At 59.1% G+C, this 14,300-nt stretch carries 11 protein-coding genes and 1 pseudogene; 7 read left to right on the top strand and 5 right to left on the bottom strand.

Going from position 1 to position 14,300, the window contains the following annotated elements:
• Positions 1 to 592 (top strand): annotated as a pseudogene (locus AB0L57_RS32245) (phenylacetate--CoA ligase); the annotation flags it as partial.
• A gap of 112 nt (positions 593 to 704) precedes the next feature.
• Here AB0L57_RS32245 and AB0L57_RS32240 read toward each other — a convergent pair.
• Positions 705 to 2,336, bottom strand: coding sequence for an FAD-binding protein (locus AB0L57_RS32240; protein ID WP_364970453.1), 1,632 nt, complete (start codon positions 2,334 to 2,336; stop codon positions 705 to 707).
• 818 nt (positions 2,337 to 3,154) lie between these two features.
• On the opposite strand from AB0L57_RS32240, the gene AB0L57_RS32235 reads away from it, so the two are divergent.
• The 5 genes from AB0L57_RS32235 (at position 3,155) to AB0L57_RS32215 (ending at position 7,188) form a co-directional block, all read left to right on the top strand.
• Positions 3,155 to 3,931 (top strand): hypothetical protein, encoded by a 777-nt coding sequence (locus AB0L57_RS32235; protein WP_364970451.1) that lies wholly within the window; start codon positions 3,155 to 3,157, stop codon positions 3,929 to 3,931.
• Positions 3,932 to 4,239: 308 nt separating this feature from the next.
• Positions 4,240 to 5,448 (top strand): hypothetical protein, encoded by a 1,209-nt coding sequence (locus tag AB0L57_RS32230; protein WP_364970449.1) that lies wholly within the window; start codon positions 4,240 to 4,242, stop codon positions 5,446 to 5,448.
• Positions 5,449 to 5,486: 38 nt separating this feature from the next.
• On the top strand, positions 5,487 to 5,726 hold the full coding sequence (locus tag AB0L57_RS32225) for a hypothetical protein (RefSeq protein WP_364970446.1): 240 nt from the start codon (positions 5,487 to 5,489) through the stop codon (positions 5,724 to 5,726).
• 381 nt (positions 5,727 to 6,107) lie between these two features.
• Complete coding sequence (locus AB0L57_RS32220; RefSeq protein ID WP_364970443.1) at positions 6,108 to 6,362, top strand: hypothetical protein; 255 nt, start codon at positions 6,108 to 6,110, stop codon at positions 6,360 to 6,362.
• Positions 6,363 to 6,579: 217 nt separating this feature from the next.
• Positions 6,580 to 7,188 carry a hypothetical protein gene (locus tag AB0L57_RS32215; RefSeq protein ID WP_364970441.1) on the top strand — a complete coding sequence of 203 codons (609 nt, stop codon included), beginning with the start codon at positions 6,580 to 6,582 and terminating at the stop codon, positions 7,186 to 7,188.
• Positions 7,189 to 7,741: 553 nt separating this feature from the next.
• Here the strand turns inward: AB0L57_RS32215 and AB0L57_RS32210 are convergent.
• Complete coding sequence (locus AB0L57_RS32210) at positions 7,742 to 8,929, bottom strand: helix-turn-helix transcriptional regulator (protein ID WP_364970439.1); 1,188 nt, start codon at positions 8,927 to 8,929, stop codon at positions 7,742 to 7,744.
• A gap of 307 nt (positions 8,930 to 9,236) precedes the next feature.
• Between AB0L57_RS32210 and AB0L57_RS32205 the strand changes: the two genes are divergently transcribed.
• Entirely contained in the window at positions 9,237 to 9,485 is a 249-nt protein-coding gene (locus tag AB0L57_RS32205; protein WP_364970437.1) for a hypothetical protein, read from the top strand.
• Between the two features lie 513 nt (positions 9,486 to 9,998).
• Here the strand turns inward: AB0L57_RS32205 and AB0L57_RS32200 are convergent.
• The 3 genes from AB0L57_RS32200 to AB0L57_RS32190 form a co-directional block, all read right to left on the bottom strand.
• Positions 9,999 to 11,111 (bottom strand): hypothetical protein, encoded by a 1,113-nt coding sequence (locus AB0L57_RS32200; RefSeq protein WP_364970434.1) that lies wholly within the window; start codon positions 11,109 to 11,111, stop codon positions 9,999 to 10,001.
• 303 nt (positions 11,112 to 11,414) lie between these two features.
• A complete protein-coding gene (locus AB0L57_RS32195; protein WP_364970432.1) occupies positions 11,415 to 12,926 on the bottom strand; it encodes a hypothetical protein in 1,512 nt (503 codons plus the stop codon).
• Positions 12,927 to 13,114: 188 nt separating this feature from the next.
• A complete protein-coding gene (locus AB0L57_RS32190) occupies positions 13,115 to 14,215 on the bottom strand; it encodes a DUF3578 domain-containing protein (protein ID WP_364970429.1) in 1,101 nt (366 codons plus the stop codon).
• Between the last annotated feature and the right edge of the window lie 85 nt (positions 14,216 to 14,300).

Below are 14,300 nucleotides of genomic sequence, written 5' to 3'. Positions count from 1 at the left end.
CGACATCTACGGCCTGTCGGAGGTCATGGGCCCGGGCGTGGCGATGGAATGCGCGGAAACCAAAGACGGCCTGCACATCTGGGAGGACCACTTCTACCCGGAGATCATCGACCCGGAGACCGGTGAGGTCCTGCCCGACGGCGCGGAGGGCGAACTGGTCTTCACATCGCTCACCAAGGAAGCCTTCCCGGTCATCCGGTACCGCACCCGGGACCTCACGCGCCTGCTTCCCGGTACCGCCCGCACCATGCGTCGGATGCAGAAGATCACCGGCCGCAGCGACGACATGATCATCCTGCGTGGGGTCAACCTGTTTCCCTCGCAAATCGAGGAACTCATCCTCTCGGTGCCCGCGTTGTCGCCGCAATTCCAGTGCGTGCTCGACCGGCCGGAGCGCCTCGACCGGCTGACAGTCCGGGTGGAGTGCCGCGCCGATGCTTCGTCCGATGACCGAGCCTCTGCCGCAGTGGTTTTGAAACAGCAGATCAAACAACGAATCGGCGTCAGCGTCGTCGTCGATGTTCTCGGTCCTGACTCGATGGATCGGTCGGTCGGAAAGGCTCGGCGGCTGGTCGACAATCGCCCGAAATGATCTGAAGTGGGTGTGCGCGCAGGATGCCCGAGCGGGTCCCGAAATTCAGGACCTGTTGATGCGCAATGGATCCTGCGTGAATGGCAGTGCTTGGGGGGACGGCTCGAGCAGCTCAGTCTCCGATCTCTGCAAGGCGGTTCGATACGGCGCGGCCGGCGCGGCGGCCGGAGTAGACGCAGTCCGCGATCGACAGGCCGCTGACGTAGGACTCGGAGCAGATGCCGATGGCGGTGCGGCCGGCGGCGTACAGACCGGGGATAGGTTCGTGAGTCGCCGATTGCACTGCGCCGGTGGTCTCGTCGACGATCAGGCCGCCGAGGGTGAACATGGGGCAGGGGTTGGTCAGTTTCGGCCGGACGGAGACGTCCAGCAGCGTGAACGGCCCTGTCGCGAGGGGGCGGGTGAACTCCCGCGGTTTGTTCATGGGGTCGGGTTCGTCGCGAGCGATGGCTTCGTTGTGCGCCTGGATCGTCGCGGTCAGTCCGTCCGGGCAGATCCCGGCGCGGCGGGCCACGTCGTGGAGGGTGTCCGCGCGGATTGCCGATGTGCGGAGCAATGATTCGGCCTGCAGACGCTGGAACCAGATGGCCTCACCGGCCAGTTGTTCCCGCGCCCGGCGCATGAGTTCGGCGTCGACGAGCAGCCAGCCCTTGCCGCCCTGTCCACGCACCAGGGCGTTGCCCACCGCGGCGCCGTAGCGTGTTTCGTCGATGAACCGGTGGCCTTTTTCGTTCACCAGCAACCCGCTGTAGAACGCGCTGGGCGGGGCGATGAACCGCCATGCCGACACGTTGTCCATCCGGTCGGCGACCGCGCCCGCGGCGACCGCGAGTTCGATCGCCGAGCCGTCGTCACCGGTGGTGCCCAGCGCCAGACCTCCGGTGTATCCAGGGGCGTGGCGGGCGAGCAGGTGCTGGTTGGCGACATAACCACCCGCGCAGAGGATCACACCGCGACGGGCCCGGATCCGCACCTCACGCGCGTAACGGCGTTCGAGCCTGTCGAGCCGGTGCTCCAGCAGTCGGCGCAGGGGTGGATAGTAGATGCCGGGCTTGGCGGCGACTGCGGCCATCGCCGCGAATCTCTTGCGCACCGCCAGCGGCGCGCTGCTCATGCTGCGGGCTCGTACGCCGATGATCCGGCCGTCGGTGTCGCTTTCGAGTGCCAGAACCCTGGTATGCCGCTGGAACCGCACGCCCGCGTCGAGTGCGGCCCGGGCGAGGGGCTGATAGATCATCTTCCCCGATGCTCCGCGTCCCTTCGCACGGTGTCCACGCTGCACCGGTGGTGTGAGGGCGCGGAACTCTCCGGAGCATTCGCTTCCGGAGTAGTACAGGTAGTACCGGTTGTCGGGGTACGAGGTCTTGTACGGGCACACCGACGCCTCGAACGGCACACCATGGTCCATCAGCCAGTCGATCATCTCGGGACTCGAATCGACGAAACTGCGCAGGGTTTCCGGCCGCACGGCATCGCCGACCTCGCGGGCCAGGTAGGTGTACATGGCATCGGGGGAATCGTCGATCCCGGCTTCCCGCTGGATACGGGTGCCTCCGCCGGCGTAGACGATGCCGCCGGACAATTCCGTGGCGCCGCCACCGTTGAATCGATCCACGGCCAGTACGTCCGCTCCGGCCGCTCTGGCCTCCAGCGCCGCGCACGCACCGGCCGCGCCGAATCCGACGATCAGCACATCGGTGGTGGTGTCCCACATCATTTCGACCTCTTCCGCGTGGTGGAACATGTTTCTGCTGCTCGCAGCGTCTCAACCTTGGACCTGCGGAAGCAGTTCCGAGACGCGCACCTCAGCAGAATGTAACGTGTTCCAATAATGATATGAGAAGGCCCTGCAGTCGCAGCGGTGAGTAACTGTCACTCCGGGGCGCCGAGAGCGTTCCAGATCGCAGTGGTCGCAGCCTCGATGGCGGTCTGTTCAGCCGAGTCCTGGTGGTGACGCACGTTCATCGATGAACTTTGTCGTCGGACCGTGCCCCCCGTCTCATGCCCAGTCGCCGGTTGAAGACCCCTCCGACCGACTGCTGTCGACAGGCGTATCGACTTCACGACAATCCGCGGCTATTCGTAGAAAACAAAAATCCCCTCCGACCGGGGTCAGAGGGGATTTTCCATCTGTCGGGCTGACAGGATTTGAACCTGCGACCACTTGACTCCCAGGTCGGCTGGGTGGCCAAAAGGGCAGGTAGGCAAGCATTTTCAGTTGTTTGCTGGTTCGCAGTGACCAGCAGGTTGTTTCGCATCGTTCACAGCGTATGGTCCCGTTCTGGTCCCGCTGGGATACCTATCGGCGGAGGCAACGACACTACGGTTTTGATTGCTGTTCTGGCTCTTTTCAGGTCACGACATCGGTGGCGGTCGACCTGGGAAAGCACCCGGATTGCGGCGTTGGTGGTGTTGGTCGATGTTGGTGGTACTGCCGACGTATGTCGGTGTGACAGTTTCTGCGCAAGTGCCGCGGTTCCGTTCGTCGGAATGTGTCGGTCTCGACTGGCATACTGCGCCCTGATCGCTGCTCGTAGACCCTGCAAGTCCCAGGAGGTGAATATGACCGCATCGCAGGAGCCGTCGCCCGTGTACCTCACGATCGGCGACGACGAGAACAACGTAACCGTCGAGCTACGCCGGACCTCCAAGAAGCATCCGATTCGTGTCGGTGTGGGGTCACCGGGGCGGCAGTCCGGGATTTGGCGGATCTGGTCGTCCAACGGCAAGCACGATGTTTACATTGCTGCGCGAAACACAATGCAAATCCAGAAGTGGAGTCTCCATGAATCCGGGGACTGGAGATACCAGTGGTGTACGCACTCGGCCGCGCAGGACTTTGCCGGCACTGCGGAGCGGATTCTCGACCGCTGGGAGCGTCCGGACGAGATCACGGCGACCGGATGGACTAAGGGGTTCTCGATTATTGTCCGCCACGAGGACGTTGTCGACATACCGGATCACGACGGCGGTGCCGGTGTTGACTGGCTTCCGATCCCATCCCGAGGCCATCAGATCGGGATGCACGTCGTCATTGCACGACCTGACATGGGGTTCGTCGGGCTCGGTGAGATGGGGCTGCACCTCGTAGACGGCTTCGCGATGGCGAACAACCACGTCGTGCTGTTACTCGCGAACGAGACCCTTCTCGATGAACAAGCCAACGAAGCGTTAAATGCAGAGGTACGCCGTGGCCTTTCGCTAATGGGCATGGACGTACCTTGGTCACCGGGTCTCAGGATGATGCTCTACGGCGAGGACCAGACCGGCGGGCGGCGAGTCCACGACATCGCGCTGACTCAAGGCGTCTTCAACTCGCGTTTCAATACCGGCGCATGAGGGTTCGTGCTCACCGCCTACTCCGCTCTTGCTTCCTCATACTGGCCATATGAGGAGGTGAGCGCCTCCCGAGGAGGCCAGTCAGTAGAACCTAACCGGAAATGGTTATTCGGCAACTGAATCCGCGCATGTATTGATGATGACGGAGTCCCGTCAGCAGCATGGAATATGAACGGGGGTGCCGTTGTCGGCTCCATCAGGTGGCGCACGCATAGTGTGGCCCGTTCCGGTCCTGCTGTCAGTGTGTGGAAATAGGGTATATATGCGACAGACGGCAAAGATGCGAACTCGAAGGGGCGGACCGGCTCGTGGTTGATGAAAGCGTAGGAACAACTGTCGCATGGCCATTGGAGGGCAGCTTTGCCTGTGGTAGTGGCTTCTTGGTGACGCCCGACTGTCTGGGGCAGACGTTCCGATCGCGAACAGCGAACCATGGGTTGTCTCTCACGTTGCCGGCGCGAACTGATGGCACAGGGGGGAACGGGCTGCGACGTGCGCCGTGGATATACGTCCTTGAGGGTGACGATCGAGACGCTTGCTGGACGGATGACGAGTGGGGTTCTGTTGCTGGCGCTGCCGCGGACGCGCCCACCTATGCTCATATCCAGCGGTGTGTTGTCCACTCCGAGGTTGCAGCGAATGATGATGTTGAGTTCAAGGCGGCTGCGCAGCAGTTCGGCGATGAGTTGGCGGTCTGGTGGAAGTCCGTCTGTGACTGGCTCGACATTCTCACGTTGCAGGACTTTGCCAGTCTCAAGCGCGCTCAACGGAGCATTCTCACCGACTCAGTACAGATGTGGAGCGGCGATTCAGCCGGTATTCGCAAGGCGGGTATCAGCTACCAGGTCTTCACAGGTGGAATCCATCAAGTCGAAGTGCTCGATGCGCACCAACTGCAAGCCGCGTTGGATTTGGCGGCCCATGGAACGCAGCCTGAGGCCGAATGGCTGTTCATGAGGGACGCGCGCTCCCTGTTTAACGCTGGCGAGTACCGACGTGCGGTGATAGATGCTTGCACAGCAGCGGAACTGGCTGTGACTGCGCTCATCGACCGAAAGTTCGACGACGATGGGACGAGCCAAGTGGAACGTAAACAAGAGTTCGGTGCACATCATGGACTTTCTAAGCTCAAGCAACTCCACAAAAAGCGAAAGGCATCGGGGCAATTACCCAAACGTTTGGTCGAGGAAGTCGGTGCTCCGCGTAATAAAGCAGCCCACAAGGGCGCGTTTCTCAGCAGAGCTGAGGCAGGGACTGCCATCGGAACTGCGGCAGAAGTCGTCTCCATCGCATTTCCGCTGAGTGCGGTAATCCCTGGATTCCCAGCCAGCGTTATGCGGTCGTCGCGGCAGTTGGGGATTCTGCCGCACAACGAAAACCTGCACTTTGCGAGAGGATGTGACTTCGTGGCAAGGGCAGAGTTGCCATCGGTCACGGGTATGAACGGGCAGTCAGCGATGATGGTTGCGGGTCGAACTGTTCGTCACGACGACACACCCCCTGAGTCGAGTTGCTGACCGAAACATAATCGGAGGATGAGCTGACGCTGGAGACCATGCGATCCATTGAAATAGATCGGCAGTGGGTGATGCATTTCGATCCATCCGACATCGAAGAGATCGCAGAGGCTCGATCGGCCAGGCGTCGTGCTGGACGAGCGCTGGGAGTCAAGATAATCACTCACCAGCGCGGCTCGGCCCTCCGCAAGGACGGGAAGGTTGTTGTAGTCGCTGTGAACCAGGATGAGACCGATCCAGAGGAGGAGAAGCGGCTGAAGGAGCAGACCTCCTACTGATGAATGAGGCGTTCAAGGGACTGTCCGATCACTGAGATGGCAGTCGGGAGCCACCTCTTCGTCCCGAACGTTGATTCTGGATATCGGACCGGACCAGCGAATGACGTTGAGCTGGAAAGTATTGCCGTCCAATGCCGCTCGGTATCGGCTGGTCACATTCGTCTCGCTGCCTTCTGCTCCGGAGGCAGCTTCGACCCGTACAGATGTGGTCTGTGACGTGGCGATTCGGCTCGCCATCTGATCGGGAGATCTGCGGGTGTCTGGCCGTTTTCGTGACACTTGTGACACGCTCGTAATATCGATCCAGGCCGGAATACCCGATGGCAGTGCGCTTCCGGCGAGGCGACCTGCACTGGTCATGACCCTGCGTACTCTCGTCGGATGGCTGATATCCGAGTTGGGGATCGCATCACGTGCGTCCGGCAGGCCGGGCCGGAATCTCCTGACGGCGAAATCCTGATGGTTCAGTTCTATGGAACGGTTCTTGAGGTACACAAGGTCGACGAGCGGGGCAACCCTGCCGATGACGGGCGCGTCGATTGGTACTGGGTTCGGAAAGACGTTACTCACGAAGAGCTTTGTGTCTCGGCGATGGAGGCTGTACTGCAGTTGAACGAGCGTACCGAAGATTCTTAGGGGTTTGTGCCATGGATAGATCGTCTATCCACCCCTGACTACTCCCTCCGCCTTCCTCCTACGTGCCGCCCTCAGCGGAAGACGGGCGTGTCAAGGATGCCGTAGGCACCGCGTAGCGGACACCGACAGGTGGTCCTTGACGCGTTCGTCGGGAGCGAGACGATTGGTCCATGAGGAAGCTAAGACACAGGACGAACGCGCGGTGTAAATTACTGCGGTGGATTGGCTTTCGTTCGTATCCTCGGCGTTCTGGCCGGTTGCGGCTGTGTTCGCACTTCTGCTGTTCCGCGGTGATCTGAAGACCTGGGTCAAGACACTCCCCAAGAGACTGAAAGCCGGTCCGGTCGAGGTTGAGTGGGACCAGGCGGTCGGGAAAGCGGTTGAGGCGATCGAGGATGCCCGAATGCGCGAGATCCCTACGGAGACGAGTCCGGAGGAGCCGCCAGCGGAGACTAACGCGGAGGTGGATCTCCGGCGCTCGATTCCCGTCGAACCGCTGACATTGATGCTGCGAGACCTGGCGAACACGATGCCGGACGAAGCTGTCGTGAGCGCTTGGCGACAGCTCGAGATGCAGCTTCGTCGTGTGGGGCGGGAATGGGGCATGTCCGACGGCAGTGGCCGCTCCATTACACCGCGGCAGATCGTGAAGGTTGCTCTGGATACGAACGCCCTCCCGGAGTGGTTTGGAGAGACGTTTCAGGCGATGCAGAAGCTACGAGACATCGCAGTGCATGTCGGCGGCATCACCTCAAGACAGGCATACGAGTTTCTCGCACTGTCTGACCTTTTGTTGGGTGAGCTGAGGCGGTTGGAACACCCGTGATGTGGGTGCCGAGCGCTGAATTCATCGATTGATTGATCCCCTGTCTTGATAGGTGACGACGGCCAGTTGACCGGGATCGACGCCGGCTGATTTGGTCCAGTCTGCGGGAGGTCAGGCGGGGACGGCAGGCGTCGTGCCCTGCACTGCCCTCGTTGATGAAAGTGGCCAGACAGGAACAGTCGGCGTTCTGCCACGTCGCCAGAGCGGCGCCGACGCGCCCGACGCGCCGCGAGCGGCGTCCTTTCAGCGAGCGGTTTCGCGGCGCCGCTCGGCGGCGCGCCAGCGCCGCCCTTGATCCTGTATGGCTGAATTCGGCAATGATCGCGATGCGTGGGTGTAACGGCGTGATGGCGACGACACCCGGTCGATAGACCGACGGTGGCGTGCACGTTATTCGAGAGGTGCTGAGTGTGCTGTGAAGTCGGGAAGTTGAGTGCTGTCGAAGCGTTTCATTCTGAAACTTGTTGGTGGGATAGCGTTCTCACGCCGTGACTGAAGAGGCCGTGGTGACCGGCGGCCTGGTTGGGCCAGAGGCCGGGTCTTCTCGATGTCCTCAGATTTTGACGTCGGCCCACTTTGCGATCTGGGCGAGATTGTCGGTGCTGCGACGGGTGTGTGCGAGGACTCGGATGGTTTCGTGGACTTGTGGGTGATTGCGGGTCAGCTCCGGTGCGACCATGCGAGCTTGCTGAAGGGTGAGCAATGCCTGTTGTTTATCGCCGTGTAGCAACCAGGCCCGGGAGAGGTCGATGAAATGGTGACCGGCGCGAGACGGTGCGACAGATGTCGGCAGGTGGATGCCGGCGGCCCGTGATACCGCTGTGGTTCCGTCGGATAGTTCGACCGGAACCGCGACGGAGTGAATATCGACGTTGGACGGTCGAAATCCGGTGCCGTAGTGACTGAATCGAGTCGATCCGATCCCGTCGGCGATCTGCTGCGCCTCGAGAAGATGAGAGTTTGCCGCACTGCTGTCAGCCGCGCGCGCAGCCAGGATCGCCCCTCGTAGATGTAGAGCGCCGCGAACGGCCAAGAGGTCTGGTGTGGTCTCCAAATCCTCGCTGGCGGCGTGGGCGCGTTCGATCGTTTTCAGGCCTCCGGCGTAGGCGCCGGAGTACAGCAGGATGAGCGCGCGGTTGTATTCGGCCGCGATTGGCCATATGGGGTCACCGCTGTGCGATGCAGCCCAACTGCAGCGCTCCGCCGCCAATCCCGCCAGATCGAGATAGCCGTACTGGTAAGCGAAAAGCATTGCCTTGGAATAGGCATAGGCCAGGGTCGCGTAGATCTGTTCCAGGTGCCGGCCGGCGTTTTCGGATTCGGCGAGCAGATGCAACCCGCGGATCACGTCGGGAAGCTCGGCGGTCAGATCTGCATATCGGGCGCGGCGCATTCCTTCTCGAACCCGGTCGAGGGCGACGGTCAGATCCTCGAATGTCATTGGCTTCGAGAGTGGTTCGTCGTCGAACGCGATGATTGATCGTCGTAGCGCCGGAATTGTGGCATGTGCACCGGCGTCGGTACGAGGAGATGGGTAGGGCTGTCCGGTCAGGTCACCGACTCCGACCCCGAGTACCCGCGCCGAGGAGGCGATGAACGCAGGGGATGCGGCGCGGTCGCCTTGCTCGACCTTCCGAAGCAGCGACAACGAAATGTTCGCTTTGTGTGCCAGCTGGACTTGGGTAAGACGTGCAAGTTTGCGCGCCCTGGCGACGTGCTCACCGACCCCCATATCGTCCATGCCACCACAGTGCCACTTTCTGTGGCACTTCGCAGGCGTCTGAGGCGAGAGGCTGAATGCGGTTCCGGCGCTGCCTGTTTCGAATCTCAGTGCAGGGACCTTCCAACTGTCGGCGAAGGGGGTTCGATGCGATGAACGGCTGTGATTTGATTCTGGTCCTGCTGACTGTGGGATTGCTTGTACTGACGCTGGTGTTGGTACGCACCCCGTTACGCGGTGAGCGCCGCAAGGACCGCCGCCGATGAGGGCCGGCGTGCCGATTGCAGTCGGCTGGGTACACCCAGAATCTGTAGCTCTGGATTGGGAGATGGCTCAGGTCCGACGACTGGCCCGTCGGCTCGGCTATTTGCTGGTGTGGTCACCGGAGACCAGCCGAATACCGCTGGTTGACCAGGTGCGGGGGAGCGGAGCGGACGCCTTGCTCACCCCGTCTACACAACACCTCGACGTTCTCACGCTGCATGCCGTAATGATGATCGCCGATGTCGAGACCGTCGATCCGCGGATGAGCTTCGCCAGGTGGGCCACGAAACCTGAACCGGAGAACAATCCGTAGAGCCAGTTCGGGCGAGTGCGCCAAGTCGCGGTACAGGGCGGATCATTCAACCAGTCGTCCCGGTCAGGCGCCGTTTTGGTCCCGCTCTCCAGGGGGTGGGTTGAAACAAAAATCCCCTCCGACCGGGGTCGGAGGGGATTTCGTCTGTCGGGCTGACAGGATTTGAACCTGCGACCACTTGACCCCCAGCTCCACTCGGGAAGCGTTTGCGCACGTCACACACGGGACGTGGTGGAGCGTTACGTGCAGAAAGTGGTGTTAGTTCAGCCGGGCGCATGACGTGTGGCCCCAAGTTGGCCCCAAGTCTCGACCACCCGCTAAGGCTCGCTTGTGTCGCGTTGTACACAGGTTTCGATGACGAGAGACGGCGGGGCGAGAAGAAGGCATCCTCAGCATCTATCCCACGCGACGAGCAGATGTTCGATGGGGAGCCGATTACGGGCGCAGCCGTGGCGGGCGCCGACGGCATCGGATTCGCGGCGCTGGCCCGGCGCGCAATCTCACCACTCGAAACTAGGCACTATTCTTCTTGCTCAGCGCTTCGATTGCCTTCTCCAGGAGATGGGTCACGTCACTAGGTAGCACATTCACCGCGTCTTCGGATTGCGACGGATGAATTCCGAAGTCCGGCTTTGCGAAGATTCTCCTTCCGAGAGCCAACTGTATCTCGGCGGCTGCATCGGCCTGCAGCACATCACAATAAGAGCGCACAGTTTTGAGCTGAACAGCGAGCAAGCTAGCATGTCTGGCGTTTGCTCGATGATGGTTGGAAATGCGCGCGCAGTAGGCTGAAATCGCAATTAATGGAAGTGATATAGAAAGCTTGACAAGCTCGACCTGTAGTGCCGACCCGCTTCCGCTTGATGGCCAGACCGCTGCGGCGGTCACGCAGATTGTGCACAGAAGAAACAATATCGCTGCAGCTGACCAAAATGTTGTTTGCCGGGTTTCATCATGAGCGTATGCTTCAAAAGCGCCTGCCAAACTTGTGGTTGATACCTCGTTTGACACTTCGCGGATGTTCTCCAACGCCTGCTCAGCGTTAGATGCGATTTCATCAATTCTTCTTATTCGCGCGGACACTCTGCGATCGAGCGGCGCATCCAGGATCGCGTCAATCGTGTCGTCATGATGGAGAAGTATGTGAAATACTGCCCGGACTCCGTAAAGAGATTTCTGAACCGTGCGATACGCGTCCTGTCTCCATATCCTGAACCTCATCAGTTCAGAAATATCGGCAATTTCTTCAGTAGAACTGCTGCGAATGTTGTCAAGCAGGACGTTGAGGGCGACAAAATCTTCAGATGCAAGACCGAACAGGAGTGGGATTTTGAACTTTTCGTATTGCTTGATCCCGTAAGTTTCATATTCGCCAGCGATAGTTTGCTCAAACAATGTGTATATCTGTGTCAGCTCATTGTCTATCGATCTCATCCATTGCAGCCTGTCCGCGGGCAGTTGATGGGTTTCGATGCGATCTTTAACCGCGTTGCGACAGTACTGGATGGAGTCATCTGCAGATTCGAAATTTGAATACCAGGCATCATCATGTGGGGCTCCGAGCTCAGCGGCGATTCTGTCTACGCGATGCTTCGGTGTGGCGGGCAGCTGATGCAGTCTCGGCATAGTGAAAATCGTAGCGTGAGCGGGACGAATTCTGATCACGTTCAGCTGGGCGGTGTGGGCTCTGGCTGTACTCAGCTTGCTCTTGCCCAACGCCGCTGCGGAATCCCTAGTCGGCAAGTTTGAGGCGATGATCGCCCTGTCGATAACCAACCGGCGCCTGCCGGCGATGCGGCGGGAGCTGCGGTCCGTCGTGAAACGGTGCTGCTACTTCCGACCGCTCGGTGAGCGCCGCCCGCCCCTGTCGCCATCTCGCAATGCATCTGGCCATGATCACGAGTTTGTGCGACCGTTATTCGAGTTTGGCTAGACTGTGGAGGCCGATTGCTTATTGTCAATACGAGCATCGATAACGACGATCGATTCGTCATCAGTCAAATCTAATTCAGCGAGAATTGTGGCCACGCGGCGCTGATCCTTCTCGGTGTAACAGATTATCACCTTTATAGCTTTATCGGTCCTGTTGGCTTGCATATAAATAGCTACCTGGTTTTGTAAATTTCTTTTAAGTCCGGTATTGCTTCCGAGTTTGAATTCGATAAGCGACTTATCTCCAGCACCATAGCTGATCTTGTAGTCTACCGGCCCTCGTCCATTGTTTACCTCGCGGTTCACATCGAAGCGAGAGTTTGTCCATAACAAACCGAAATATACCTGAACCTCGGACTCCTGTGAAAATCGTTCTCCTCGGCGATTGATCAGCCGATATCCATCGTTGTGTTCAATGTAATGTTTGAACTCCTTAACTCGGGCAATGGCCTCATCGTACGTGTCATATGGAAGTTCGTAGAGTTTCGACCTGCGAGCGATGTCAGCGACAGCAAGCTTGGGTTGGTCAATTAGTACGACCTTGGCGTCTTCCACCTTGTCGAGGCTTTCCCTCACTGCCTCTTCACTGCCTTCTTCGCGTGTCTGAATATACTGATCCATCAATACGGGGAAAGCGCTGATAGTCTTTACGGCTGCATCAGCCCTCTCTTTCGCTGTCGGCTTCTTTCCCAGCTGGTTTCTGAAGTAGTTATTTACCTGCGCCCTGAGCTCGTTGTTTGGAAGAGAATGAGGTAGGAAGTCAAACTTCTTCATCATGTCTTTGTGGTTGATCCACGTTTCGTGGCGAGTCAACAGATCAGCCGGGGTTAGGAGGACAAAATCTCCATCAAGGTTCGGGAGGCAGAAATCTCCTCGAACCCATGTTTCAGTCTTATAGTCGAACCGCACCTTCGGGACAATGAACTGCTTGCAGTGTCGAGATTCAAGGTAGCGTTGAGCGAATTCTTGAGTATATTCGCACAAATATTCTTTGATTAGATTAGTTGTAAAATCGCTGACGGAATCTTTTCCGACGCCATCCTGCAGAAGGGTGAGTTTTTCAAGATGTGTGCCCGTGTCGATTTCCTGCCCGAAGTCATCCAGGATGCTAGACAAGGAGCTATGCAAAGCGAGTGCAAACTTTCTTCCGAGCCCGCTTCCTTTGTTGCCAAGTAGAGTAAACCCCAGCCAATTCTGCCTAACCTCAGGAAAACGATACCAGCTGTCGATTAAGCCGGGGTCGAGATCGGTAGCCGCATGAGATTTAAGAAAGTCAAGATATTTCAGTATCCCGTCATGAAGCTTCTCATATTTTGGGTTTTCACTGACGAAGAGCAAGAATGGATCTACAAATAGCGGGAGGTCGGTGATAACGCTTATGTCGATTGTGCCGTACTGCTGCAGCAATTCTGGATCAACTTCGAAGTATTCGGAAAAATACCTCGGAATTCTTTCGGCTGACTTTTCAGTACCGATACCCACCTGCGACTCCCATGTCTCATCCGTCACGCTCCACCCCCCAACACCCGCACGTAGCCACACCCAGCAAGGTTGCTTGAAGAACCAGAGCCCTCTATAGCAGACAATGTTGCCTCTTCAAGTTGCGAGTGTCTACTACAAACCGTTGGGATGGAAGAGCTGGAAAGTGGCTTCCGCGCCCTCCTAGCCGCAGTCATGCACGTAGACGCGTCGTAGGCTCACGCTGTGGGGATCGTGTACTTGTAGGAAATCGGCCGGAGCGCCTGCTCATCCACCTTCCACGGCCGGGTTACTTCACGCACACCGCCGGTAGCGATCGGCGGCGACTGTTCGCGGTCCAACTCGATCGAATGCACCACTACCAACGCGTTGTCTGGGTAGACCTCTAGGTGGTGCTGGACCTCGCCAAACGTCAACAAGATCTGGCTGCCCGGGGAAACTGTGCCCTTTACTTCCACAGTGAGCAACTCGCTATCCTTCTCTGCGAGAAGGTCGTACGGTTTTTTGTCGCCGGTGTAGGTGACCACATAGCCGAGTTCCTTCACAAAGTACTCGGTCGCAACCTCAACGGCCCTCATCTCGATCGCCTTGTTCTCTGCGTAGCTCAACCTGAACCCCTGCCCGGTCTTCTGCCGGCGTCGGGTATTGCCGGAGGCTTCCTCGGTCGCCAACTCGACATCCGCGATCTCAGGAGGCTCGTCGCCTGGCAGATATACAGCATTGGCGTCGTACAGCGTTGCGAGCAATTGGGTCATTGCCACGAAATCGTCTCGGAGCTGTGATTCCGTCGGCATAGCATCCACCGCGTACCGAATGCCGTGGACGTTGCCCACCTCGTAGACTCGACCGAGCCGCTGGCGAGCGCTCAGATCGATGGGCTGAAATGCCTCCGCGGGAATCATGCCAGCGTTGCTGAGCGACTTACGCGCCCATGCAACACGCTGTTTGAGCTGGGAAGCCGGTCGAAAGGTAAAGTCCTTCCGATCAACATCCCACGTCGTCGTGCCTTGATTTAACGACAGGTACACCGCATCACCGGTTGCGCTGAACAAGTAGACCAGATACCAACCGGTCCCGGCTCGCGGGCTCAGCTTCCGGTCGAAGCATCGGCTCCAAGGCACCTCCGCGGCGCCCCCCTTCCCGTTGCTTCCTTCTGTCTCCCATTGCGAGAACGCCCCAGACAGCTGGGTCTGCATCCAGCCTGGGATATCCCTCTCTACCAGATTTTTTCGTCGCTGCATCGGTGCGGTGCTGGCGATGGCAGTCCAGTCGTTCTGCAAGGCGAGCACTTCGCTTAGCAATTCCCCCAACGGTGACATGCGCCGAAATGTACACCGCGCCACCGACAAGCCGGACTACACCGCAGCGTGCAAGACATGACGACGGCGACGCGCCAGAGCCCGC

Origin of the sequence: Nocardia sp. NPDC052254, from assembly GCF_040679495.1 — a bacterium.
Taxonomy (GTDB): Bacteria; Actinomycetota; Actinomycetes; order Mycobacteriales; family Mycobacteriaceae; genus Nocardia.
The sequence above is the reverse complement of the archived record's forward strand: the minus strand, read 5'-3'. Positions and strand labels throughout refer to the sequence as shown.